At 46.5% G+C, this 26,602-nt stretch carries 19 protein-coding genes; 9 read left to right on the forward strand and 10 right to left on the reverse strand.

From position 1 onward, the window contains the following. The first annotated feature begins 25 nt into the window (after nucleotides 1-25). Nucleotides 26-3,826 (forward strand): PKD domain-containing protein, encoded by a 3,801-nt coding sequence (locus JUB15_RS10785; RefSeq protein ID WP_207512471.1) that lies wholly within the window; start codon nucleotides 26-28, stop codon nucleotides 3,824-3,826. A 137-nt stretch (nucleotides 3,827-3,963) separates the two neighbouring features. Here JUB15_RS10785 and JUB15_RS10790 read toward each other — a convergent pair whose 3' ends face one another. The 7 genes from JUB15_RS10790 to JUB15_RS10820 all read right to left on the reverse strand — a co-directional run bounded on the left by JUB15_RS10790 (nucleotide 3,964) and on the right by JUB15_RS10820 (nucleotide 9,060). Further along, complete coding sequence (locus JUB15_RS10790; RefSeq protein ID WP_207512472.1) at nucleotides 3,964-4,176, reverse strand: YtxH domain-containing protein; 213 nt, start codon at nucleotides 4,174-4,176, stop codon at nucleotides 3,964-3,966. Nucleotides 4,177-4,314: 138 nt separating this feature from the next. Next, a complete protein-coding gene (locus JUB15_RS10795) occupies nucleotides 4,315-4,530 on the reverse strand; it encodes a hypothetical protein (RefSeq protein ID WP_207512473.1) in 216 nt (71 codons plus the stop codon). 11 nt (nucleotides 4,531-4,541) lie between these two features. After that, nucleotides 4,542-5,405, reverse strand: coding sequence for a glucose 1-dehydrogenase (locus JUB15_RS10800; RefSeq protein ID WP_207512474.1), 864 nt, complete (start codon nucleotides 5,403-5,405; stop codon nucleotides 4,542-4,544). After that, the gene (locus JUB15_RS10805) at nucleotides 5,405-5,869 is read right to left on the reverse strand and encodes a hypothetical protein (protein ID WP_207512475.1); all 465 of its coding nucleotides are present in this window, start codon (nucleotides 5,867-5,869) and stop codon (nucleotides 5,405-5,407) included. Before JUB15_RS10805 ends, JUB15_RS10800 begins: the two co-directional genes overlap by 1 nt. A gap of 720 nt (nucleotides 5,870-6,589) precedes the next feature. Continuing rightward, nucleotides 6,590-7,201 (reverse strand): GNAT family N-acetyltransferase, encoded by a 612-nt coding sequence (locus JUB15_RS10810; RefSeq protein WP_207512476.1) that lies wholly within the window; start codon nucleotides 7,199-7,201, stop codon nucleotides 6,590-6,592. A gap of 341 nt (nucleotides 7,202-7,542) precedes the next feature. After that, the gene (cobA, locus tag JUB15_RS10815) at nucleotides 7,543-8,283 is read right to left on the reverse strand and encodes a uroporphyrinogen-III C-methyltransferase (RefSeq protein ID WP_369411530.1); all 741 of its coding nucleotides are present in this window, start codon (nucleotides 8,281-8,283) and stop codon (nucleotides 7,543-7,545) included. An 87-nt stretch (nucleotides 8,284-8,370) separates the two neighbouring features. Beyond that, on the reverse strand, nucleotides 8,371-9,060 hold the full coding sequence (locus JUB15_RS10820) for a Crp/Fnr family transcriptional regulator (protein WP_207512477.1): 690 nt from the start codon (nucleotides 9,058-9,060) through the stop codon (nucleotides 8,371-8,373). Between the two features lie 330 nt (nucleotides 9,061-9,390). Between JUB15_RS10820 and nirB the strand changes: the two genes are divergently transcribed. From nirB to mobA, 8 genes are all read left to right on the forward strand, one after another. Continuing rightward, complete coding sequence (gene nirB, locus JUB15_RS10825) at nucleotides 9,391-11,892, forward strand: nitrite reductase large subunit NirB (RefSeq protein ID WP_207512478.1); 2,502 nt, start codon at nucleotides 9,391-9,393, stop codon at nucleotides 11,890-11,892. 470 nt (nucleotides 11,893-12,362) lie between these two features. Next, nucleotides 12,363-12,725 carry a nitrite reductase small subunit NirD gene (gene nirD / locus JUB15_RS10830; protein ID WP_242696302.1) on the forward strand — a complete coding sequence of 121 codons (363 nt, stop codon included), beginning with the start codon at nucleotides 12,363-12,365 and terminating at the stop codon, nucleotides 12,723-12,725. Nucleotides 12,726-12,991: 266 nt separating this feature from the next. Further along, nucleotides 12,992-14,527, forward strand: coding sequence for an alginate export family protein (locus tag JUB15_RS10835; RefSeq protein WP_242696303.1), 1,536 nt, complete (start codon nucleotides 12,992-12,994; stop codon nucleotides 14,525-14,527). A gap of 173 nt (nucleotides 14,528-14,700) precedes the next feature. Continuing rightward, nucleotides 14,701-16,008 (forward strand): NarK family nitrate/nitrite MFS transporter, encoded by a 1,308-nt coding sequence (locus JUB15_RS10840; protein WP_207512480.1) that lies wholly within the window; start codon nucleotides 14,701-14,703, stop codon nucleotides 16,006-16,008. Between the two features lie 113 nt (nucleotides 16,009-16,121). Next, nucleotides 16,122-19,643 carry a nitrate reductase gene (locus JUB15_RS10845; RefSeq protein ID WP_207512481.1) on the forward strand — a complete coding sequence of 1,174 codons (3,522 nt, stop codon included), beginning with the start codon at nucleotides 16,122-16,124 and terminating at the stop codon, nucleotides 19,641-19,643. Nucleotides 19,644-19,793: 150 nt separating this feature from the next. Further along, nucleotides 19,794-21,281, forward strand: coding sequence for a rubredoxin (locus tag JUB15_RS10850; RefSeq protein ID WP_207512482.1), 1,488 nt, complete (start codon nucleotides 19,794-19,796; stop codon nucleotides 21,279-21,281). Between the two features lie 111 nt (nucleotides 21,282-21,392). Next, nucleotides 21,393-21,680, forward strand: coding sequence for an Rdx family protein (locus JUB15_RS10855; protein ID WP_207512483.1), 288 nt, complete (start codon nucleotides 21,393-21,395; stop codon nucleotides 21,678-21,680). Between the two features lie 32 nt (nucleotides 21,681-21,712). Further along, complete coding sequence (gene mobA, locus JUB15_RS10860) at nucleotides 21,713-22,324, forward strand: molybdenum cofactor guanylyltransferase (RefSeq protein ID WP_207512484.1); 612 nt, start codon at nucleotides 21,713-21,715, stop codon at nucleotides 22,322-22,324. A 169-nt stretch (nucleotides 22,325-22,493) separates the two neighbouring features. Here mobA and JUB15_RS10865 read toward each other — a convergent pair whose 3' ends face one another. The 3 genes from JUB15_RS10865 to JUB15_RS10875 form a co-directional block, all read right to left on the reverse strand. After that, nucleotides 22,494-23,933 (reverse strand): aminotransferase-like domain-containing protein, encoded by a 1,440-nt coding sequence (locus tag JUB15_RS10865; protein ID WP_207512485.1) that lies wholly within the window; start codon nucleotides 23,931-23,933, stop codon nucleotides 22,494-22,496. 206 nt (nucleotides 23,934-24,139) lie between these two features. Further along, nucleotides 24,140-24,823: a ribose-5-phosphate isomerase RpiA gene (gene rpiA, locus JUB15_RS10870; RefSeq protein ID WP_207512486.1), complete on the reverse strand. Its 684-nt coding sequence runs from the start codon at nucleotides 24,821-24,823 to the stop codon at nucleotides 24,140-24,142. A 238-nt stretch (nucleotides 24,824-25,061) separates the two neighbouring features. Beyond that, the gene (locus JUB15_RS10875; RefSeq protein WP_207512487.1) at nucleotides 25,062-26,102 is read right to left on the reverse strand and encodes a LacI family DNA-binding transcriptional regulator; all 1,041 of its coding nucleotides are present in this window, start codon (nucleotides 26,100-26,102) and stop codon (nucleotides 25,062-25,064) included. Nucleotides 26,103-26,602: the final 500 nt, after the last annotated feature.

Raw genomic sequence — 26,602 nt, forward strand, 5'->3', positions numbered from 1 at the left:
TTAAGAAAAACGTAAAAATATCCCTATGATCAACACTACTCGAAGGAAATTCCTCCGGGATGCGACTATGACTGCAACCGGAGTCTGTTTAACCTCGCAGCTAGGTGCCAAGAAAAAAGAGATCCGTGCCGATGTGATTGAGTGTGCGCCGCGACAAACATTCGCGCTCTTTGGCACAATCTCAACTGTGCAATCGGGCAATTGGTCTGATCCAGCAACCTGGGGTGGCAAATTACCCGGAACTTCAGACACTCCTCTCATTTCATCAGGGCATACAGTTACGTTCGATCTAACTACAGCCAGCTATGCCGGTGTAAGTATAAGCAGCGGCGCTACATTACAGTTCGATAGCAGCAAGAGCACAACACTTCAATCTTCAGGTAACGTTGTAGTAGAAGGCAAGCTAACCATGCGTCCTTCTTCTGCCAGTGTTATACAAACGTTGCGTTTTATCAATATCGATGAAAGCAGGTTTGTTGGCGGTGGTATGGATGTCGTTGGTACCGATGTTGGTTTATGGGCTATGGGCTCAGGTCTGTTAGACCTGGTTGGTGCTGCAAAAACTGCATTCGTACGTGCTGCCGGCCATATAAGTGCAGGCGCTAGCTCCATTTCATTGAACAGTTCACCTGCGGGCTGGCAGGTTGGTGATGAAATAAGCATTGCACCCACCGAGTCGCCAGCTGTTGGCAACGCATATACCAATGGCTTTGAAGATCGCACCATCAGAAGCATTTCCGGTTCATCCATTACATTAAATGCAGGAACACTGCGGGCGCACCCACAAGTGAATAATATGTGGGCTGCCGAGGTGATCAATCTAACCAGGAATGTGCGCATTGAAGGCACTGCCACAGGCAGAACGCATATTTTCATTCGTACATCAGTACCACAGACCATTAAGAATATACAAATAAGATACATCGGACCGCGTAAGAACCGTACAGGTGATTCAACGCCCGAGTTTGTATTAGGCAGGTACGGCCTTCACTTTCACCACTGTGGTAACGGCAGCGTGGGATCGATGATAGAAGGCTGTGTGATCCGCGATACAGGCAGCCATAGCTATGTGCCTCACTCATCGAATGGCATTACCATGAAAGGCAACGTCGCTTACAATTTCATGGAGACCGCCTTCTGGTGGGATGTCATGGATCTAACGCATGGTATAACCTGGAACAACAATATAGTTGCAAGAGGATCATTCCTGCACGACGCAGCTGATATCGATAACAACGATGCACCCACATTCACCGTTACGGCTTTCATCTTAGGCGTAGGCGATGACAATGTTTGTAATAATAACGTAGCTGTAGGAATGACCGGTGACTTCCGCAGTGGTGGCGGTTATTTCTGGCAGGAAGGAACGATTGAAAGCGCCTGGGAATTCAAAGGGAACATGGCGCACAATTGCTGCGGCGGATTGGTAACCTGGCAGAATAATGAAAAAGTACACGTTATTGAAGATTTTATACTTTATAATAATCAAATGGGCATTTATCATGGCGCCTATTCAAACTGTTATTTTTATCGGGGCGGCCATGTGTACAATAGCGAAATTCAGATCAAGGCAGCTTCAGCCAACAGTAATCGCATCCGGTTCGAGAACCTGATCATCGATGCTGCCGGGCTCGACTATGCTATCCGCATGGAAGAAGGCCCGCTGGATGGATCATGGCCTATATTCATCAGGAATTGCACTATCAGAGGGCATAGAAAGGCAGGTATTATTAATCAGTCGCCACAAGCTGTAAAGAAAGTAGATATCATACAATGTGTTACAGAAGGGATTGTCGGCGGCGCCCTTTCTTTTCTCACCGGTGCAGTGGATTACTTACTCAGCCCCCTGGCAGGTTCTAACGAAACCATGCGCGTACAGCCGGTAAGTGGCCAGTCATTTTTACTTACCAAAACCGGTAAAACCAATATTGCTCCCTTTGCACCCACCATTTGGGGAAATGGCAACGGATTAAAAGCTGAATATTTTAATGATGCCAATTTATCGAAGCCGGCATTTACCAGAACAGATGTTTCAATATATTTCTTCCACTGGAACAAATTAGGAGTTCATTATAAGATCACCAGTAACAGCTACTCCATTCGCTGGACGGGCAAAGTGATGCCGCATTATTCAGAGCCGCTTACTTTTCACGTAGAAGCAGGAGGAGGCATCAGGCTGTATATTGACGGCAAATTGGTGATCGACAGATGGACCGAACCATATCCCGGCGTATTTACCTCTCCGCCCATTAATTTACTGGCTGGACAGAAGTATGATATCAAGCTGGAATACTTTAACACAGATAATCGTTCAAATATTGGCTTGAAGTGGCAAAGCCCCAGCCTGCCGCTCGAGTATGTTCCTATGGGACAACTCTTCTCTGATCCCGTTGGTTCACAACCTAACCCCGGTAACGTGCCGCCCATCGCCAATGCAGGTCCGGATATGACCATTACTCTTCCTCAAAACTATGTTACGCTGGACGGTGCTGCTTCAAGGGACACCGATGGCAGTATAGTTACGTATGCCTGGACGAAACTGGCTGGTCCCTCCCAATTTATCATAGGGAACGGAGCATCGAACAGACCAACCATCACTGGTCTGGCAGCCGGGGTATATGTTTTCAGGTTACAGGTAACCGACGACAAGGGCGGCACAGCAACTGATGATGTTACCGTAACGGTAAATGCAGCCAACCTGGGACCTGTTGCCAATGCAGGGGCCGACATCAATATTACCCTGCCATTGAACAACACCACGCTGAATGGCGGTGCATCTAAAGATCCTGACGGTACCATTACAAAATATGCATGGTCTAAGGTAAGCGGTCCTTCGCAATTCACTATTGCCGATGCGGGCGCTGCAACTACCGCACTCACCAACCTGGTGGCCGGTACCTATGTGTTTAAACTTACAGTTACCGATAACAAAGGCGTTACTGCAGAAGATACAGTGAATGTGATAGTGAATAACAGCACTACAGTGGCCAATAAACCGCCAGTAGCCAGTGCCGGAAATGATGTAGCTATTACATTACCAACCAGCAGCGTTACCCTAAATGGGTCTGCTTCAAAAGACCCCGACGGCTCTGTTACAAAATATGCCTGGTCAAAGATCAGCGGTCCTTCTTCTTTCCTGATCGGTAGTCCGGGCGCTGCTATCACGGTGATCAGCAGGCTGGTTGCCGGCACTTATGTGTTCAGATTGACAGTAACTGATAATAAGGGCGCTACTGCTAACGATGACGTTACTGTGGTAGTGAACGAAGCGGCCTCACCCGGTAACCAGCCACCGGTAGCCATTCCGGGGAACGATATCAGCGCTCAGTTACCAATAGCCAGTATTTCATTAAATGGTTCAGCCTCTTATGATCCTGATGGTAAGATCATTTCGTATAAATGGACGAAAGTAAGTGGTCCTGCAACCTTTACTTTGGTAACGCCAAATGCCGCAACGACCGAATTACGCAATGTGGTGGCTGGTACTTACGTATTCAGATTGGCGGTTACCGACGATAAAGGGGCAACAGATACCGAAACCGTAACTGTAACGGTGCTGGATATGAAGCAGCCTGACCTGGGTGTACTAACGGTAGTGCCATATCCAAATCCGTCAAAAACCACGTTCCAGTTAAAGATCACCAGCAATAATACCGATACGATCTTCCTTCATATTTATGATTCAACAGGAAAGCGCGTAACCTCGTTGTATAATATCAGCAATAATGCAACGGTTACGGTAGGTGCGCACTGGCGGCCGGGCATATACACTGTAATAACCTGGCAGGGCAATAAGACCGTAATGACCAAGCTGCTGAAACAATGATCCTGATCATGTATTATAAGCCATATAGAGCCCTGGCGGTAACGTCGGGGCTTTTTTACTGCAAGCTCTTTATGTAATAAAAAAAGCAGGCGGAAAGCCTGCTTGGATATGGTTTCGGTATGAAAACCGGAAATGTCTTACATTTCAGTTTGAATCCGGGAAGATGCTTTTTCAGCAGTTCTTTTACCGTTTTTCCACATGTCGGTCAATTGATCGCCCCATTTACCAGCCTGATCTTTAATGTTTCTTCTAAGATCACTTCCTTTTTCCGGTGCTAATAACATTCCCACAGCAGCGCCTACAGCAGCGGCGCCTACCAGGCCCAGAATAACTTTAGTTGTTGTAGTCATGATTATAAATTTTTAAATAAGTAATAGATGTTGTTCTGTAATTGCTTCAAATCCTATTCCTGCTTTAATAACTTGACAGATAGATAAGTAGCCGCCGGGCTATTGTGCATAAAAATCCCCATTGAGGGAAAAGCCCATTTAAGTGTTTTTGCGCGAAGCGGCCATCAGCACGACCGCCCCGATGGCGGCTACACCAATGCCGGCATAGGTTGGCCATGCTACCTGTTTCTTTTCTTTCTTATTCAATTCTATAGGCCCCAGGTCGGCCACTTCTTTTTCCGTAGTGACGTTTACCTGTCTTATGATGATCATGGCAATGCCAAGAACGATAAGTATGATTCCTAATACTTTCATTTTGTGTTGATTTAAGTGTTTACAATTTCACCACCGTTCGGATGCAGTACCTGTCCCGTTATATAGGAGGCTTCGTCGGAAGCAAGAAAAACATAACTGCCGGCTGCTTCTACCGGTTCCCCTGCGCGGCCTAACGGTGTGTCGGACCCGAACTCGGCAACATGGCCGGGCGGAAAAGTAGCCGGGATCAGGGGCGTCCATACGGGACCAGGCGCTACGCCATTCACCCTTATTTTATGCCTGGCAAAATAGGCGGAGAGTGACCTGGTAAAGCTTACAATGGCTCCTTTGGTAGCGGAATAATCCAGCAAATGCGAACTGCCGCGATAGGCCGTAACGGAAGTCGTATTTATAATGGAGGCGCCTTCCTGTAAATAGGGTTCAGCTGCCTGCACCAGGTAGAACATGGCGAAAATATTTGTTTCAAAAGTTCTTTTAAGCTGGTCGGGGGTAATGGCCGATAGTTCATCCTGGGGGAACTGAATGCCCGCATTGTTTACCAGGATATCCAGCCGGCCAAACCGGTTTATGGTTTGTTGTACGATCTTTTTACAATGGGCTGGTTTACTGATATCACCTGCTATCAACAGGCATTTTTGTCCGATCGATTCAATGCGTGCCGCGGTTGACCGGGCATCCTCATTGTCTTCATGATAAGCTATTACCACATCAGCACCTTCTTTGGCGAAGGCAATAGCCACTGCTTTACCAATGCCACTATCACCACCGGTGATAATGGCAGTTTTATTTCGTAGCCGCAAAACATCTCTTTCCTTTTCATACACTGGCTGGGGGCGCATCTGTTTCTCTTTCCCCTGCTTCGTTTTCACTGTCTGAGCCGGGCGTACCTTTCTTTTCTTCTGTCCGTGTTGCATTAATACAGTGTTTTGCCGTGTTCGGTCTTTTGGTTCTTCTTAACTACAGTTGCTCCAAGTACTGAAGCCAGCGCACCAAGGATCGCATTACCGCCAATGGTGCTGGAAATAATATGAAACAGCATATCGCCCTGGCCGCTTTGCGGAGGATTGCTGCTGTCACTTAAACCTGCAAACATTGAATTAATTAACAGAACCAGGCCGCAAAGAACAGTTGCAAGCAATACACCATAGATGGTGATCTTAATGCCCATCATAGATGATGATCGTAAACTGGCGCTATCATGTACCCGGTGATAACCCCGGAACACGCCGAGCAATACCACGGCAGCAAACAGCATATTACCAATATACAGTATCCATACATTTTCATATTCGCGCACCAGCAAAAAAGCAATAATGCTCACTGTATTCACAATGGCTGCCCATAGGGAATACTTCCAGTAAAAAGCTTTCAATGTCATATACTTTTTTTGGTATGCGCAAAAAATTCATGCCTAGATGTAAGCAGGGGGTGGGGAGATTAATCTACAGGGCAGGATATGCACCAAAAACGAAGCAGGCTCCACGTGCTGCCGGGTAAAGTCAGGTTATCAATAGTTGTTAGGGTGACCGCAACTGGCGGTTCTTTGCAGAAGAAAAAAGGAGGAAATCTTATGGCCGATTCCCTCCTTAACGGGTTTAACAATTCATATGAGATCTGCTTCATAACCCATGGCTTTTACATGGGCGGACAAGGTATAACGGATAAGGTTGGCTCTTAGTGACGGGTTGCAAAGTGCCGAAGCGCAGCTGCAACATAACAGTAACGGACATTGCCATGGATGTACGTCAAATTTACACGCAGCGAGTTCAGCGATAAGGACAAGGTGTGTTGTAGGACAAGGCGGCAAAGGGAACAGGCAATGGACAAGAGAGAAGGAGTAAAAGAGTGAAATGAGATTTATGGAAAGCGCTCCACTCCTTTACTCGCTTTTTAACTCCTGGCTTAGGACAAGGTTAATAGTAACGGCTAAGAACATCTTAACGCAATGGGTTGGGAGTAACTCAAAGTACTTCGCCTTTTGGTTCATGTGCACTTAGCTTTGAGGACAAGGTCAATGGTTAACGCCGGAAACAAGTGAGAAAAAGTTAGAAGAGAGATGTGGTAGCTCTCTCAACTTTTATTTAACCGGTTCCCGGCTTTATGCCGGAATAAAGCTTTGCCGTGTACAAACAAACAGGTTGCATAGTGTATACTGATGGCGAACCTGTTCTTCGAACTGAAATCCGGCTTTTAACAGTATTTCATTATACAGTTTATTGTCGGCCTCAGGTACTGCAATAACCTGTGTGATCTCAGGGAATAAAAAGAAATATTCCATGCAGGTTTGAAGGGCTTTGAGCTGAAGCGGGCGCACCGTTTTCTTTCGCGTGTTCATCAATACCCTGATGATGTAATTGCCGGCTGTAGCCGGGTAAGCTTCAAAGAGCTCGTCTTTATCTGCCTCGCAGATATCTACCTGGCAAACAGCCAGCCGGTTATTATATAAAACCATAAAAGAACGGGCAAAATCAGAGCTGTAAGCATACTCGTAGCTCGTTGCTACGGTATCAGCAGCCCGGCTTAGTTGCCATGCCCAGCTGCAAATAGCAGGCATGTCGTAGGGGATATTAAACGTGCGTAGCGACAGGGCAAAAGGTGATTGTTGAAAGCGTTTTTCGTAAACTACTTCCTTATTAATGGTCAGGCCGGTAGAAGCGATCAACCCATTCTTCCTTCCTGTAATTCCTGGTGTAGTGCAAGCTATTTCCATAAAGAAAATTTAAGCTCCCGGTTTTTTTACCGGGAGCTCTTAGTGCCTAACCAGAGCCTTAGTAACATCAAAAAGTTGAGGCGCAGTAATCGTTAAACTCTTTACTGCTGCTTATTACAGCAACACTTCGATATAAACACCATAACGGTGTTTGATGACAATAAGAAAAATGTGAAAGTTGTCTTTATACTACGCAATCTGTACGCAGCGCTACATAGATGCACTTAGTGCAACCATGGTCGATAGGAATCCTATAATAAACTATGACGGCGGGCAGGTTTTTATTGTAATGTATAACGTTATATGATTTTCGTAAGTATATATTAACAGATTTTTGCTGGTCATTCATTGCCTGAAAGTAAAGCGGTATCGGTAACAGGGCCAATGATGATCAAAGCAGGATGCGTTATATGCTGTGCTGCTGCCAGTTGCGGCAGATCTTTGATCTTTCCCCTGGCCAGTTTGTGATATGGCATGGAGGCATAATGAATGATAGCAGCCGGCATGTGGCCATAACCTTTATTGATGTAAGTGGCAGCTATTTCAGGAAGCTTTTTCATACCCATATAGATCACCACCGTTGCTTTGCTTTGAATGGCCAGCTGCAGATCGGCAGATAAAGAGCCGTCTTTTTTAGTGCCGGTAACTACCCAAATACTTTCACTGATATTGCGGAAGGTTAAGGGAATATCATACAATCCACTGGCCTGCATACTGGTGATGCCGGGAATGTAGCTTGTTGATATACCATGTTGACGCGCAAACAAGATCTCTTCAAATCCTCTACCAAAAATAAAAGGATCGCCGCCTTTAAGGCGCAAGACCCTTCCTTTTGAAAAAGCTTTTTCTTTTATCAGCTCATTGATCTGTTCCTGTGGTGTATACTCACCGTAGGGGAGTTTTCCCACATAGATATTTTCACAATCTGGTTTTGTATAATCGAGCAATGATTTATTTACGAGGTTATCATATAGTACTACAGGCACTTCCTGTAAAAGGCGATATGCTTTTAAAGTTATCAGTTCAGGATCACCGGCGCCGGCGCCTGCTACGATCAGTTCGGGTTGAAATGAAGAAGCCACTATGAGTAATTGTTTTAATTAAATCTTGTTCGTATTGGCAGATATCGTATTTACTTTGAACAGTTGCTGGTATAGAACGAATACATTTTATGCTGAGCCGGCATATTCCTGCAGTTTACCGGCATTCATAATGCAAATATTTTTACCAGACAAAGCAATGCTGCCTTCCATTACCAATTCAGTCATTATCCTGAATACTGTTTCATAAGTAGTACCTGTATAAGATGCCAGGTCCTGCCGGCTAATGGTAATATCAATAAATCCATCCGGTGTTGTTCCAAATTTGGCCTGCATCGACAGCAGGGCCTGGGCTATTCTTCCTTTAACAGGCATATGGGCCAGGTTGCGCATCTTTTTCTCTGATTCCTTCAGTTCCCCGGCAAAGAACATCATCAACTCGTACAGGAACTGGTAATTCACCTTAAGGGTCGATTGGAAAAAGCCGAGGTCAATGAAACAAACTTCTGAAGGCTCCAGGGCCGTGGCTGATACCGGGTATAAAGTATCATTACCCAGGCCGCGATGGCCGAGAATAGCCCCGCTCTTGGCCAGCCGTACGATCATCTCCTTGTCATCGGTCCATTTTTTATGCACCTTGAAGGTTCCTTTATATATAAAATAGATCCCGGTAACCTCGCTGCCTTCCGTGAACAGCAGTTCGCCTTTGTTCACATGAAAACTTTGGCGATGCGCATCAATGGCCGGAAGCCAGTCCTTCGAGCACAGGCGGCAAAGAAAGCAGCTCCTAAGATCACAACCATGTTTATTCTTTTTCACAGATAAAAGTTATATGTAAAATAATCTAATATTATTTGTTCAACCCGGTTTATCCTGCAAAACCGCATTAGCTGGCATTATAAAACTGAGCCTTCGTTTCAAGTCACAAAATGGCGATAAAAATTCAGTAAATTATATATTGATGAAATAAATATATTAATCAAACTCGAATCCTGAGTAAAAATAATAACAAAAAGGCCTTATTTTTATTACACAGATCACAAAACGACGGTAAATTTTTTAGCGAATTGCCATTTTAGTATTACATGTGATTTTATTTAATGTTTAACGATTGCTGCGGAAAATTAAATGACCTTAAATACGCAGATTATGAAAATAGTAGTTATTGGCAATGGAATGGTTGGTTACAAGTTTTGTGAAAAACTAACAGCCAAAGCCCAACCCGGGCAATTTGAAATCGTTGTTTTTGGGGAAGAAACCCGCCCGGCTTATGATCGCGTGCATTTGAGCGAATATTTTGCCGGAAAAACGGCCGACGATCTTACTATGGCCGGCCTCGACTGGTATGCTGAAAAGAATATCAGGCTCTACCTGGGAGATCCCATCTCTTATATTGACCGCGACAATAAAACCGTTCGTTCTCACCACGGCATAAATGAATCATACGACTATCTGATCCTGGCTACAGGCTCTGCCGCCTTTGTACCGCCCATTCCCGGCGTTGAAAAAGAAGGTGTATTTATTTACCGAACCATTGAAGACCTGGAATTGATGACCGCTTATGCTAAAAAAGCAAAAGTAGGTGCCGTCATCGGCGGCGGTCTGTTGGGTTTGGAAGCAGCCAAGGCAATGATCGATCTGGGTGTTACCAACACCCATGTAATTGAATTTGCGCCCCGCCTCATGCCCCGCCAGATCGATGAGGCCGGCTCCAATATATTAAAGACAAAGCTCGAATCGTTAGGACTTTCCATTCATACGAGCAAGAATACTTCGGAAATACTCGGTGATCAGTTCATTACCGGCATGCAGTTCACCGACGATACCAAACTCGATGTAGATATGCTGGTGATCTCTGCCGGCATTAAACCCCGCGATGAGTTGGCAAAACTGGCCGGACTGGAAACAGGTCACCGCGGTGGTATTGTTGTGAATGATAAATTAGGAACAGCCGATCCTTTCATTTTCGCTATTGGCGAATGTGCCTTACATAATGGAATGATCTATGGATTGGTGGCACCCGGTTATGAAATGGCCGAAGTGGTGGCTACCAACTTAATGGGCGGTGATAAATCCTTTACCGGCTTTGACATGAGCACAAAGCTGAAGCTGATAGGTGTTGATGTGGCCAGCTTTGGCGATCCGTTTGTGGCTGCTTCGGAAGGAAAGACCATTGTGTTGGAAGATTCCATGAAGGGAATATACAAACGCATTAACGTTTCACCCGACGGAAAGTATTTGTTAGGCGGTATTCTGATAGGCGATGCAGAAGCATACAATATGCTGCTGCAAACAACCAAGAACAAAGTGGTGCTGCCGCCCAATCCGGAAGATGTGATCCTGGGCGCGCGTGGCGGATCGGGTAATGAAGGTGGCGCCGGTGTGCTAAGTCTGCCCGATGATGCATTGATCTGCAGCTGCGAAAGCGTTTCCAAAGGCGACATTTGCGGCGCCGTATGCGATGGTAACGAAACCATGGACGCTATTAAAAAATGCACAAAGGCAGGTACTGGTTGCGGTGGTTGCGTTCCCATGGTAAAAGACCTGATCACGCATACCCTGAAATCTCAGGGAAAATATGTACGTAATGTTATCTGCGAACACTTTAACTACAGCCGTCAGGAATTGTACGACCTGGTTAAGGTGCATAAACTGATGACCTTTGATGAAGTGTTGGATAAACTGGGCACCGGCGATGGCTGCGAACTGTGCAAACCGCCCGTAGCATCGATCCTGGCCAGCTTATGGAATGAAATGATCCTGGCCAAAGGTAATGATACCGCCCAGGATAGCAACGACCGCTTTTTGGCCAACATCCAGAAAGGTGGCACTTACTCAGTGGTGCCCCGTATTCCCGGTGGAGAGATCACTCCCGAAAAACTGATCGTGATCGGCGAGGTAGCGAAGAAATACAATCTTTATACAAAGATCACCGGCGGTCAGCGTATTGATCTGTTCGGCGCTCATGTGAACGATCTGCCTGCCATATGGTCTGAGCTGATCGCCGCTGGTTTTGAAAGCGGTCATGCTTATGGAAAAGCCCTGCGTACCGTAAAAAGCTGCGTGGGCAGCACCTGGTGCCGCTTTGGCCTGCACGACAGCGTTAGCTTCGCCATCCGCATTGAAGAAAGATACCGCGGATTGCGCGCGCCGCATAAACTGAAATCAGCAGTGTCAGGTTGCATTCGCGAATGTGCTGAAGCGCAAAGCAAGGACTTCGGTATTATAGCTACAGAAAAAGGATGGAACCTGTATGTATGCGGCAACGGCGGTTCAAAACCTCAACATGCTTTGTTGCTGGCTACTGATCTTGATTCAGAAACCTGTATCAAATATATCGATCGCTTTTTGATGTTCTATATTAAAACAGCCGATCCGTTAACCCGTACCGCCACCTGGCTGAATAAAATGGAAGGTGGTATCGATTACCTGCGCAACGTGGTGGTAAACGACAGTTTGGGCATTGGTGAACAGCTGGAAGCAGAAATGCAGACGCTGGTAGATAATTATAAATGCGAATGGAAAGAAGCGGTAGAGAATCCCGAGATCCGCAAACGCTTCACCCATTTCGTAAATGCACCGGAAGCAAAAGACCCTTCCATTCAGTTTGAACCCATGCGCGAGCAGAAAAAAGCGAAGGAATGGAAATAAGCTCAATGTGATAATTTGATAATGTGATGATGTGATAATGGAAATACAGGGTAATGGTATCCGCATAACGGCGGAATGAGGCCCGGCAATTAAAGGCCATTGACCAGGCAGCAGATAATAAGCAACACATTCAATTGGCAACGTGCAACAGATCAAAAGATCATTGCCAATTTCTTCTGATAACTTTCTGATATACTAAAACACTCACACACATTTGCTATGTGGCCGACCGCCTGTTGGCTGGTCCTGGCTGCGTATTCTAACGATTGTTTGCCTGCATAACTGACGTTAGGCGAATGCCAATAGGTTATAGCTAACAGTTCGGACAATAGAACTCAATAGACGAGTTTGAAATTGCCGGATTAGCCAATTGCGCATTGCCAATTGTCAATTGATTTTTCCCCCATTCGATGCCATAAGAAAAATGATCAGTGATAGCTGAGCCGGAATTTTTTTGTAAACACAATGATATGTTTATGATACAAGAAAAAGTAATTACCTGGTTTTTAGCCTGCCGTACAACAGACGTGCCCCAAAACGGAGGCGTATGTGTAAAATACCAGGACGAACAAATTGCGTTGTTCAATTTCAGCCGCCGGGGTGAGTGGTACGCTACGCAGAATCTTTGTCCGCACCGCATGCAGATGGCCCTTAGCCGCGGGATGATCGGAACACAAAATGATGAGCCCAAAGTGGCTTGTCCATTCCACAAGAAAACATTTTCACTGGCTTCAGGAAAATGTTTGAGTGGCGATGATTGCGGTGATATAAAAACATATCCCGTAAAAATTGAAAATGACCTTGTATATATAGGTGTAGAAGATAATGAGTAGTAATGTGCAATAATGCCCTGCCAAACGGATGGGGCTGGTTGTAAGAGATGATTCTATCGGTTGCCTGCTTATGCGTTTGAACGATTGTCTGCCATATTTCAAAACCCAATTGCTTATTAAAATTCACTGCATGGTAAGAACAAAAAACGCCAAAACCGAATAAAAACCCCGGCAGATGGCAGTCTGACCGGGGGGAAGCAAATCACGACAAATGAATCATCGTCTTAAACAACCAAAACAAAATTATGAGGAAAAAATTAATTTTCATGGCAGTAACCGGAATTGTGTGTTTTTTGGGCGATCCGATCAGCAGTACCGCTCAATTTTCATTGGCTGGACAACTGAGAACGCGTACCGAGGTACGTGATGGACTCGGTACCCTCAATGCCAAAGGAACTGACCCTGCTTTTTTCACCTCACAACGGACCCGATTAACATTCGGCTACAAATGGGACCGCTTGAACTTCAACGTTTCTGTTCAGGACATTCGCGTATGGGGCCAGGACGCTTCTACCATAAATAACGCTGATGGCAACAAACTGATGGTTCATGAGGCCTGGGCAGAACTTACCCTCATGAACGTGGCTGATACCACCATTAAAACAAAAGGTATCGACAATCTTTCTTTAAAAATAGGCCGCCAGGCTTTGATATATGATGATGTGCGCTTACTGGGTGACCTTGATTGGTTGCAACAGGGCCGCCGCCACGATGCTGTATTGGTAAAAGCAGTACACCATGGGTGGCAGATCGACCTCGGTGCCGGCTTTAATCAAAATACCGATGCTTTCGGCTATACGGGAACAAGTTATACCGCTGGTAACGTACCAGCCTATGTTACGAATTCAAGTGGCGTTTTGGTGGGCACCCCTGCCGGCTTAATGCCGTTAGCGCCCAACGGCTCGGTGAGCGCTGCCAGCAACAAAGCAGGAATGCCGGTGCTTGCCAATGCAGTTAGCACCAATGGTATGAACCAGCAATATAAATCCATGCAAATGCTGTACGTGAGCCGCAAATTGGGCCAAACGAAATTTGCAGGATTGTTCTTTAAGGATGATTTCTCAAAATACCGCCTCGACTCGTCAGGCAGCGCTTCAGGTGGTTATGTATATGGTAGAAGATATGATGTAAAAGGCGTAAACAGCCGGCTTACTTATGGGTTAATGATCAACGGTTCCATAGGCAAATCATCCGGTTTGAAAAATGCCTGGCAGTTAGGTGCTTATTTTCAAAGTGGTAAAGACCGCGATGGAAAAGACCTCAACGCTTCACATTATACCGCATCGCTCACCTTTCAAAAAGGCAGATTCAGTTTTGGTCCCGGTTATGATTACTTGTCAGGTAATGATGCCAACACTCCTGCCACTGAATCACGCCGTTTTGATCCCTTATATGGAACGCCGCATAAACACTGGGGTTATATGGACTATTACTACGTAGGCACCGGCTCTCCCGTAGGTGGATTGCAGGATGCTTATTTTAAAGTAAAGTACCAGGCCAGCCTGTTTTTCATTAGCCTCGATGCACACAATTTCAGGCTGGCTGAAAATGTAACCAATGCAGCCGATCCTGATAAAATAAATATCGATAAGAACTTGGGTTATGAGTTCGATCTTATCGCCAGTTATTCACTAAACAGATTCACGGCACTTGAGCTCGGTTACTCTTTTATGAAGGCAAACAACAGTACCGAGTACGTTAAAAGAGGAACTATGAATGAGGCCCGGCACAACGCGAACTGGGCATACCTGATGATCAACATTCGCCCGGATTTTTTCTTTGGAAAATCTGCCGGCAAGTAAACGGTAATGGTGAATGACCAATTAGTTCGTTACCGGTTTCCGGGGCTGAAAATCGGAGCTCAAAAAAAAATCTGGCGGCCTGCTTTCCCGGTAACTGGTAACCGGCCCTGAAACCGGCAACCGCCAACTGAAGAAAAACGACACAAATTTTAAAACGCATTAATCTATAAAATATGAATCAACCGCTTGGAAAGCTGAACATTTTTTCGGGAAAAGGCATACAAATGCGCACATTCCACATCACGTGGCTCACCTTTTTCTTTTGCTTTTTTGGCTGGTTTGGCATTGCGCCGTTGATGCCAATGGTACGCGAGCAATTGCATCTTACCAAAGAACAGGTAGGTAATATTACTATTGCATCGGTATCTGCCACCATTATTGCACGGTTGATCATTGGACGCTTGTGCGATACATTGGGCCCCCGGTTATCCTACACTATATTGTTGGTTATAGGTGCTATACCGGTAATGTGTATTGGGTTTGCGAACAGCTACGAATCCTTCCTGCTGTTCCGCCTGATCATCGGGATCATCGGCGCTTCCTTTGTTATTACCCAGTTCCATACTTCAGTGATGTTTGCGCCCAATGTAGTAGGAACTGCCAATGCCGTTGCCGGTGGTTGGGGGAACCTGGGTGGTGGCGTTACCAACCTGGTAATGCCCCTGATCGCTGCTGCACTGGTAGGCGCCGGTTATATAGACAGTGCCAACTCGTGGCGCGTAGCCATGATCATACCAGGTGCTATTTTACTCATTATGGCGCTTGTATACTACCGCTTTACCAAAGACACCCCGAATGGTAACTATAATGAGATCAAACGCCAGGCGAAAGAAAAGAAGAAAGGCACTTTTATGGTAGCGTTGAAAGATTACCGCACCTGGATACTGGCCATTGCTTATGCAGCGTGTTTTGGGATCGAGATCACGGTTGATAACGTAGCAGCTACCTACTTCGTAGATAATTTTAAAGCAAGTCTGATTATGGCCGGCGCCCTGGCCAGCATCTTTGGGCTCATGAACCTGTTTGCCCGCGCCCTGGGTGGTATCATCAGCGATAAAGTAGGTAAAAAATATGGACTGCGTGGTAAGGGATTGTTACTGGCCGGCTTCCTGGTCTTTGAAGGCATTGGCATCATCTGTTTTGCCAATGCAGGCACGTTAACCCTGGCCATCATTTCTATGTTGATCTTTGCGCTCTTCCTGAAAATGGCCAATGGCGGAACGTATTCGATAGTGCCGTTTATAAATAAAGATGCGATCGGTAGCGTGGCGGGCATCGTTGGCGCCGGAGGTAATATTGGGGCCATGCTGGTAGGCTTCCTGTTCAAATCAAAGAACATTACGTATTCACAGGCATTTTTCTATATAGGTATTGGCGTAGCCGTAACCGGCTTGCTGGTTTTATTAACGCATTTGCGCACTTCGTCAAAAACAGAAGGTGCTACTGCCATGAAAGATGAGGCCGCACTCGCGAGGGCATAAAATGAATCCGGACGCCCGCCCCGATGAATCCGTTCAAACGGGCTTACCGCCGAATGCATAACAGATAGTTAAGATCATTAGAGAGTAGATAGAGATATACCAAAAGCAAAATCATGAATAATCAGCATCCCGATTCAGTGACCACCACCTGCTGCTACTGCGGAGTGGGATGTGGTGTGGTAGTTAACAAGGATAAAAAAGGGAATATTACGGTTGAGGGCGACAAACAACATCCGGTTAATAAAGGTATGTTGTGCAGCAAGGGCATGAATCTGCATTATACTATCAATGATAAAAGCGATCGATTGTTGTACCCCCAGATGCGCTACAACAAGAACATGCCCCTGCAACGGGTGTCTTGGGACGAAGCACTGGAGCGTACAGCCGCTGTTTTCAAAACCTTTATTGATAAGTATGGACCTGATTCTGTTGCTTTCTATGTATCGGGACAATGTCTTACCGAAGAGTATTACGTCATCAATAAGCTGATAAAAGGATTTATTGGCAGTAATAACATCGACACCAATAGCAGGTTATGTATGAGCAGTGCGGTAGTCGGTTATAAAATGGCGTTGGGCGAAGATAGTGTGCCTGGTTGTTATGATGATATTGAGCTGGCTGATTGTTTTTATATAACCGGCGCCAATCCGGCCTGGTGTCATCCCATTTTATGGCGCAGGATAGAAGCGCATAAAGCGGCTAATCCGCATGTAAAGATCATTGTGGCCGATCCGCGTAAAACCGATACCTGCTCCCTGGCCGATGTGCATTTGCAGCTGAATCCCGGCACAGACATCACGCTGAACCACGCTATCGGCAGGCTGTTGATCGAGAATGGGGATGTTGATCTTGATTTTGTAAAGAACCATACCGAAGGATTTGAACAATATAAAAAGATCGTTTTTCAGCGAACGCTGGCCGAAGCCGCCGAAATATGCGGCATCGATGAAGTGTCTATTAAACTGGCTGCACAACATATTGGCAATGCCAAAGGGTTTATGAGCCTGTGGACGATGGGACTAAACCAAAGTGCTGTGGGCGTAAACAAAAATCTCAGTCTGATCAACCTGAACCTGATCACCGGTCATATTGGTAAACCGGGGTCTGGTCCTTTTTCATTGACAGGGCAACCCAATGCCATGGGCGGCCGCGAAGTAGGTGGCCTGGCGAACCTCCTGCCGGCTCATCGCAACTTGGCGAATCCGAAACACCGCGAAGAAGTACAAAAATTCTGGGGCGGAACCCATATTTCTGAAAAGGCTGGTCTTACCGCCACTGAAATGTTCGATGCTCTGAATGATGGCCGGTTAAAAGCCATCTGGATCATTTGCACCAACCCGCTGATCAGTTTACCGAATGTAAGAGTTGCAGAAGAGGGCTTGAAGAAGGCGAAGTTTGTTGTCGTGCAGGAGATGAGCAACCGGCCCGAAACCCTGAAATATGCCGACGTTATTCTGCCCGCTGCCACCTGGACGGAGAAAGAAGGCACCATGACCAACTCTGAACGACGTATTACTTATCTCAATAAAATTGTGGATGCGCCTGGTGAAGCCTTACCCGATGCAGAAATTATCTGTCGCTTCGCGCAAAAGATGGGCTATCATGGTTTTGATTACGCCGATGCTTCTGCCATTTATGACGAGCATGCGCAGTTAACTGCAGGTACAAATATCGATATAAGCGGACTAAACTATAGTGTTCTGAAAAACAGGAGGTCAGTGCAATGGCCCTATCCCAAAGGGGAAACAGGCCAGGGCACTGTACGCTTGTTTGCCGACAAAACTTTTTATACATCTTCTGCCAAAGCCATCCTTCACCCGGTGCCCGATGATATCACCAGCGAAAAACCGGATAATGATTTTCCATTTATACTAACGACGGGCCGCATACGTGATCAATGGCATACGATGACCAAGACCGGTAAGGTGAACAAGCTGAAACAGCATATTCAGCAGTCGTTCCTGGAAATCCATCCCGAAGATGCGCGCCGCCTGCATTTGAAAGACGGCGATATAGCGGTGGTTAGTTCCCGCCGCGGCGAAATACGGGTTAAAGCCACTGTTTCACCTACGATAAAAAAAGGCGTTGTCTTTATCCCAATGCATTGGGGTAAGATCCTGAACAACGACCTGAACCGGGCTAATAATGTGACCAGTCCGCTGATAGATCCCATTTCAAAAGAGCCCGATTTTAAATTTTGCGCCGTACAGGTAGCACCTTATAAAAAGCCACGGCAGCGCATTGTGATCATTGGCGCCGGCGCCGGTGCATTCGGCTTCGTGAAATCGTACCGCGAAATGAACCGTGAAGATGAGATCGTGATCTTCAGCAAAGAAAATTTCCCTTTTTATAACCGGGTAATGCTGCCCGATTATATCAGCGGTAGCCAGAGCTGGGACCAGCTGATCAAGATGAAGGAATCGGAGGAACCCGGTTACAATATCAAATTATATAAAGGTGTAAGCATCGAAAAAGTCGACCGCACGAATAAATGTGTGATTGATTCTACCGGTCGCACTACGTATTATGACATTTTGATCATGGCAACTGGTAGCCGGGCAGCGGTGCCGCGCAATGTGCCTTCCCTGAAAGGGATTTTCACCATGCGCAGCCGTACTGATGCCGATGAGTTCAAGAACCACGTGCCGGCCGATGGCCATGTGGTTATTGTGGGCGGGGGCTTGCTGGGGCTCGAACTGGCCGCTTCATTACGCGAGGTAAATATCAAAGTGACCATTGTACAACGTATATCGCGCTTCCTCGACCGCCAGCTCGATCCGCTGGGCAGCCAGTTGCTGCATGAGGAAATGACCGATCATCATTGCGATATTTACTATGATGATGAAGTGCAGTTGTTCTATGGCCGCAGTGAGCTGACCGGCATCCGGTTAAAAAGCGGCAAGGTGATCGATTGTAATGCGCTGGTATTTGCGATTGGAACCATTCCCAATATTGAACTGGCAAAAGAGACCGGACTGCATTGTCAGCGTGGGGTAATCGTGAATGAACGCCTGCAAACCAGCGATCCGAACGTTTTTGCCATTGGCGAGATTGCCGAGTTCGAAGGCATGTTGTATGGCATTACTGCAGCAGCGGAACAACAGGCGCATGTGGTAGCCCGCTATTTACAGGGCGATATTGCCAGCTATTATGGCGGCAGCCTGTTCATGAACATCATCAAGATCCATGGATTTGACCTTTGCAGTATAGGTATACCGGAATGCCCGAATGAGCAGGAGTATGAGGAGATCATCTTCCTGGACAAAGCAAAACGGTATTATAAAAAATGTATTATACACCAGGACCGCCTGGTAGGCGCCATTCTGATTGGCGACAAAAGCGAATTCCAGGAGTTCAGGGAGCTTATTGCCAACAAGATCGAACTGAATGAAAAACGCCTGCAGTTATTGCGCAGCGGTAAAAAAGCCGAGCCCGTATTGGGTAAGCTCGTATGTAGCTGTAACAATGTGGGCAGCGATAACCTGAAGAACAAGATCAATGAAGGTTGCACCGACTTCAAGCAGTTATGCGCCCTGACAGGAGCCGGAACCGGTTGTGGTTCCTGCCGGCCTGAAGTGCAACGAATATTAGAAGAAACTTTGCTAAATGCTACCGGTAGTGTGCTCGTTAAGTAGAATGTTAATCGTGAATTTATCAGGTGCCGGTTGCCGGTAATCGGACAAGAAATGCGGAGCCTCTGACCGAAGGTAGAGTGATCGGCATTTAAGGCCCGGCAACTGGATACTGGTAACAAGAACCTGAAATTAGGAACTAAGAACTTTACAATGCGTAAATATCATCATATAAAGATAAACCTTCCAGGCGGCATCATGGCTGCCGGAGACCTGTTTGCCTGGATGGAAGCTGCAGAAAGATGTGGCGTGAGCCAGGTTCAATTTGGCAACCGCCAGCAATTGTATTGTGTGGCCGATAGCTCTAATGAAAAAGAGTTTCGCAATGAACTGGATCAACTGGGGGTGTTTTATGAAGCGAACCATGACGATTATGCCAACATACTCACTTCCTATGTATCGGAAGATGTATTTCAAAACGCCAACTGGTTAAGTGAAGGTGTTTATAAAGATATTCTGGGTTTGTTCGATTACCGTCCGCAGTTGAAGCTGAACCTGGTGGATGCCAACCAGAGTTTTATTCCCTTTTTCACAGGTAATATCAATTTCATTTCATCGCCGGTAAATAATTACTGGTATTTGTATGTGCGCTTTCCCAAGAGTACGGTTATTTATTGCTGGAAGGGATTGATCTATTCAGATGATATTCCCAGGATGACGCGGCTGGTTGAGGAAGCCATAATTGCCAACAAGACACTGGCTGATGGCGATGCCTTGTACGAGATGGTGCACGCTAAGGAGCAGTTCATTACGCAGCCGGTTACGGCAGAGTTAAGTATCCCACAATTTGCATTGCCATATTATGAAGGTTTTAACCGCTACGGCGAAAAGACCTGGCTCGGTATCTACCGCCGAGATGAATGCTTCCCGGTTTCATTTTTAAAAGATATTGCTTCCCTGTGTTTAAAGACGAAGGTGGGACAGTTATACGTGACCCCCTGGAAATCGCTTATTATAAAAGGTATTGCACAAAGCGATCGCATAGCATGGGAATATGTTTTGAACAGCCATCGCATCAATGTGCACCACGCTGCCAATGAACTGAACTGGCAGATTGAGGACCTGAGCGAGGAAGGCTTGAATTTGAAAAGATACATCATTCGGCAGTTTGATAAAGATGATGTTCGTACCCACGGCCTCAGTTTTGCGGTTAAGACCAAAAGCAAATCGGGTTTGTTTGGATTGTTTGGCGCCGTGGTAATAGCCAAACAGAACAATACCAGCCGTAATAAAAGTGCGGCCATGAACCGGTACGACATTTTGTACACCAAAGATTTCAACCCCAACTCACGGGAGTATATCCTGTTCAGGAAAGGGGTGCAAAAAGAAGAGCTGGGCGCCTACCTTATTTCGCTCATCAAATATTTTTATGATCTCACTACCGAAGCGGATAAAATATTGCACAGTGTGTACCGCCAGGAACTGGTACATGAACCTGCGCTGAAAGCGGCAGCGAACGTGCCGGTTATTTATCAGTGTAAGTATTGCTTTACCGTGTATGACGAACAGTACGGCGATGAAATAAACAACATAACGCCGGGAACACCATTTGGCCAGCTGCCCGATACGTATCATTGTCCGGTATGTGAATCGCCGAAATCAGATTTCCGGGGCCTGCAGCCGGAAGGTGTTAAGGCATAGGACCGGGATGCCATTTTTTGATCATATTTAACATTCTGTTTTCTCCAAAAATTGGTTGGCGATTGGTCTTGGGGCACTTGCCCATGGGTTTTGAACCCTTATCTTTGTTACATGAAACCAACCGTCACCATTGAATATTGTCCAAAATGCAATTGGCTGCTGCGGGCTGCGTATATGGCACAGGAGTTGTTAACCACGTTTACTGATGAGCTGCAGGGCGTTTTGCTGAAGCCCAGTGAAGTGAGTGGGCGGTACACAATTTGCATCGGAGAACAGAAGGTTTTTGATCGCAAAGAGGCTGGTGGTTTCCTTGAAATTAAAGAAGTGAAGCAATTAGTGCGCGACGTGGTGGCGCCTGGTAAAAGCCTGGGCCATGCCGATCGCAAGGTACATGACTGATCCTTTATTCCTCACCTTCCAGTATTTACATTATGGAAAACTTGTTAGGTGTTATTTTATGTGGCGGCGAAAGCAAACGCATGGGTTCCGATAAGGGACTGTTACCCATTCGTAATACCATTTGGGCAAAGCATATGCACGAAAAGCTGGCCATGTTCCATCTGCCGGTCGTGTATTCGGTTAACCCGCAACAGGTACTTACCTATGCTGAAGAAATTTCGCCCGAACTGCTGGTGGTTGATAATGCAGAAGTGGAAGGTCCGCTCAAAGGATTGCTGAGTGTTCACACCCAGTTTCCCGATAAAGATCTGCTATTATTGGCCTGCGATATGCTCGATCTGGATGCCGGTTCCATCAATCATCTGTTACAGGAATACATGCGCGATAACCAGTTCGATTTTTATGTTTACCAGGATACAGATTTTGCACAACCTTTTTGCGGCATTTATACCCGCACCGGCCTTGAAAAAGTGGCCGGACGTATTATGATCGGCCGGCTAAAAAATTATAGCTTACAGGCCATCTTCGATGAAGGGTGCACCCTACGGTTACCCATACGCTCACCCCATTTTTTCCGCAACTACAATTCCAATGAGGATATTGAGGCGTATTTTGAACATCCGGTCTTGCCACCGGCGCATTAAGCAATAGAATAATTAGCAAATGTGTAAATGAATACACCCGACGCGGGTGTAACGGGCAGTTTGCAGTTGGCAATCGGCAATAACTGGCAGCATGTGTATTTCATTATCACATCATCACATTATCATATTAGCACATTAGCAAATTAGCACATTGCCTGACCGTTTCACCTCACATCATTTTTTTCGTGATGTTCCCTAATATATGAAGGCCCCGCTCTACTTCATCATTCCACGGTTTTCCATAGCCTATGCGCATATAGTTGCTGTAACGATCGGGCATAGAGAAGATCCTGCCCGGCGCCAGCGATACCTGGTACTTCATCGCCTCCTGGTACAATTGGAATGTATTTACTTTTTTACTCAGCTCCAGCCACAGCACAAAACCACCCTGTGGCCTTGATACTTTAATGCCTGGCGGAAAATGATCGAGAATGCCCTGCACATAGCGCAGTTGCTGGGTGTGTAATGCCGTGCGTAATTTTTTCAGGTGATAATCGAAGCGGCCCATGGCCAGGAAATTAGCCATGGCCTGCTGCGTAATGGTAACACTCGATATCGTGTGCCGCATTTTCAACCTTATGAATTGCTCTTTAAAGCGGCCGGGGATCGTCCAGCCGATACGATAACCCGGCGCCAGTGATTTGCTGATAGAAGCGCAGTACAACACCCAGCCTTCGGTGTCGTAGGTCTTGCAGCAGCGCGGGCGATGATGACCGAAATACAGTTCCCCATAAATATCATCTTCGATCAGCGGAATGCGGTGTTTGGTGATCAGTTCCACCAGTGCCTTTTTATTTTCATCAGGCATGCAACAGCCCAGCGGGTTGTTAAAACTGGGCACGAACACACAGGCTTTGATGTTTGATTTTTTAATGGCCTGCTCAAAATAATTGAGGTCAATACCGGTTACTGCATCGGTGGGTATTTCAATAACATGTAAGCCCAATGTCTCCATTACCTGGAAGATGCCAAAGAAAGTAGGCGTTTCAATAGCTACCGTATCACCCGGCCGCGTAACGGCTTGCAGCGACAGTGACAATGCCTCCATACAACCGGCGGTGATCACCACATCATTGGCAGTAATTTTTCCGCCCCAGTTAAAAGCCATCCTCGCTACCTGGTTACGCAGTTCCAGGTTGCCCTGCACATCTTCGTATTGAATACAACTGGTGGGCGATTGGCGAAAGGCATGCACTAAAGATTTATTCAGTTTGGCCGCAGGCAATAACTCCGTAGCTGGTGCTGCAACAGCCAGATTGGTGATGTCGGTAGCGCTCAGTTTTTTAAAAACGGCAGCTACCATTTCATCAACGCTTACTGTACCGGCCAGCGTTTCGGGATGGGGTGCAGCAGGCAGGGCCGGAAAACGTTTTTGATTAAAGCGAACGTAGTAGCCCGATTTGGGGCGCGATTCAATGAGACCCTTGCCTTCGAGGTAATAATATGCCTGGAAGGCGGTACCCATGCTGATGCCGTATTCCTCGCTCAGCATGCGTACGGAAGGCAGCTTGTCGCCGATCTTCAAGATCTCGTTATAAATCATCTGCTCCAGGCTTCCCGCGATCTGAAGATACAGGTGATCCGGGCCGTTCAGTTTGTTCTTGTGCATCTTTGGTTGCGATCTGATGCAGTTGAAGTTACGAAAAAATAATCTGATACAGGCTGGAACAATGAGATAAGAAATAGGAAACAAGAAGTAAGATAGGGTTAACCGGTTGTTAGTGCTTGGAGTTAGCTTGGGAAATCAGGGTCTTCATACATCCTGCGTCATACGTCCCGCTTGCCACGCTATAAACGCAAAATTCCCAACGGACCTCATTTATTCATGGTTTCCGTTTTCCCATCAGGATACCCGATAAGCGCCATGTCGGCCATGTTAATGAACAGACCATTGTCTACCACGCCGGGGATGGCGTTCAGGTCATAAGATAAGATATCGGGGTTGTCGATCCGGTCAAAAGGGCAGTCGAGAATATAATGGCCATGATCGCTGATAAAAGGCTGATCGTCCTGCAAACGCAAAGCGGCTTCTATCTGGTAAGTTTCGCGCAGGTTCTTTTGCACCTGTTTCCAACCGAAAGGAATCACTTCTAACGGCAGGGGAAATTTGCCCAGGTGTTGAACCAGTTTGCTGTAATCGGCGAGGATGAGCAATTCGCGGGAGGCCGCTGCCACCATTTTTTCCTGCAGCAGGGCGCCGCCGCCGCCTTTGATCAGTTGCAGGCTGCCGTCAATTTCATCGGCGCCATCGATCGTAAGATCTATTGAATCAACGGCGTTCAATTCGGCCAGCGGTATATTTTCTGCGGCCGCCAGGGCGGCCGTTTTTTTGGAGGTAGGAATGGCCCTGAAGAAAAGACCTTTCTTTACCCGTTTGCCCAGCTCCCGGATCAGGTAATATATCGTAGTGCCGGAACCAATACCAACGGTCATATTGTTTTGCACCAATTCAGCCGCCTGTTTAGCAACTAATTGTTTGATCTCATCCTGCGTAAGCATACAGTGAAGGTAATTTGAAATATTGTGAATTGAACAGTGGGCAAAAACATTCTCTTAACCTGTATTGCCAGTTAATATAATGTATTTAACTGCAAAGGCGAGGTGGTAGGTTCAAAAATGCTCTCGCATCCGGCCTCGGGCGGCTGGTAACTGGTAACCGGTAACTGATGGTGACTCGCAACTGGCAATTGATAACAGGTAACCGCCGAGTGATCGGCAACTGGTAACTGCTCCGGCTCTAAGACGCTGGCGGGTGTTCCGTAGATTCCCTTGTAAACAACTCTGTATCCAGGATCCGCGTTTCAAATTCCGTAACCGGCCGTTTGCTTTCTATGATCTGAATAAGCAGTTCGGTGGCAGTTTGCCCCATATCGAATGCCGGCTGGCGCACCGCAGATAAAGGCGGATTAAACAGGTCGGCAATATTGGTATTGGTAAAACCGATCACTGAAATATCATCAGGGATCTTTTTGCCGGCGGCTTTCAGGGCCGTTAGGCAGGAGGTGGTAATACGGTCGCTGGCCGTCAAAATAGCATCAGGCTTTTGACGGGCGCTGAACATTTTCTGGATCTCGCCCTCGATCTCATCATAGATCATTCCACCATGCAGGGTATAGAACACCAGCTTTTCATCGAAGGGCAGGTTGTTCTTTTTCAGCGCCTCCTGGTAGCCCTGCAGTCTTTCCCTGGTAATAGACAGGTTGGGCGAATTGGTCACGTGCGCAATGCGGGTAAAACCTTTATTGATCAGGTGCTGGGTGGCGTCAAAAGCACCTTTTACATTATTGGCGGTAACCTTATGGGTGTTTATTTCATCGGTGATGCGGTCAAAGAAAACGATCGGTAAGCCTTTATCGTGCAGTTGCTTCAGGTGCGAAAGATCAATGGTCTCGTTCGACAGGGAAACCAGCAACCCGTCTACCGACCGGGAGGCCAGGTGTTGAATGGTCACTTTTTCGCGCTCGTATGATTCATGGCTTTGGGAAATAATTACATGGTACCCGCGATTGTACGCAATGGATTCAATGCCATTGATCGCCTGCGAGAAAAACGTATTAGCTATCTCGCTAACGACCACGCCGATCGACCTGCTTTTGCGTTCTTTCAGGCTCAAAGCGATCGGGTTCGGCCGGTAATTGATCTTCTCGGCGTACTCCAGTACCAGTTTTTTTGTTTCGGGACTGATCTCATAGCTACCACGTAACGCACGCGATACCGTAGAAGTAGAAAGTCCCAGCGCCCTGGCAATATCCTTTATGGTTACAGTCTCAAATTTCACAGTGGTGGCAGCAAAGTGCCGTTAAAAATAGTCTTTTTTTTAAAAGCCAGCGGAATCCTCTTTTATGAAATCGATCTCGGGAACGATTGCACAGAAAAAGGGAAGCGGAAATTGTGTTATTTAAAAATATCTCATTAGAATTGAATTAGAATTTTTGAAAACTCCTGTATTTATTGCTACAAATTGTTCGCTGGAATTGATAAGTGCTCCTGTTGCCGCACCGGGCCGGGCGTAACTATCAGCAATCACCTACCGAATCCTTCTGATTAGCAGATGGTGCCTGGGACGTAGTCATAAACCTGTTTCAGTACCCCAAATAAGGCTTAACGCAGTATGCTTAACCTGCCTGCCGGCTTTGCTTCGCCAAAGGCGCAGCATTCAGGCGCGGAACGCTGCATGCTCAATGTTTAACGCAAGATCCTGTCAAAAGCGGAAAGTGCATAGCAATAGCGTTTGCGCATGCGCATGCAAAATAGCGCTATAGTCTCAACGTGAGCCGA

This window comes from Longitalea luteola (genome assembly GCF_017356035.1).
Lineage (GTDB): Bacteria > Bacteroidota > Bacteroidia > Chitinophagales > Chitinophagaceae > Niastella > Niastella luteola.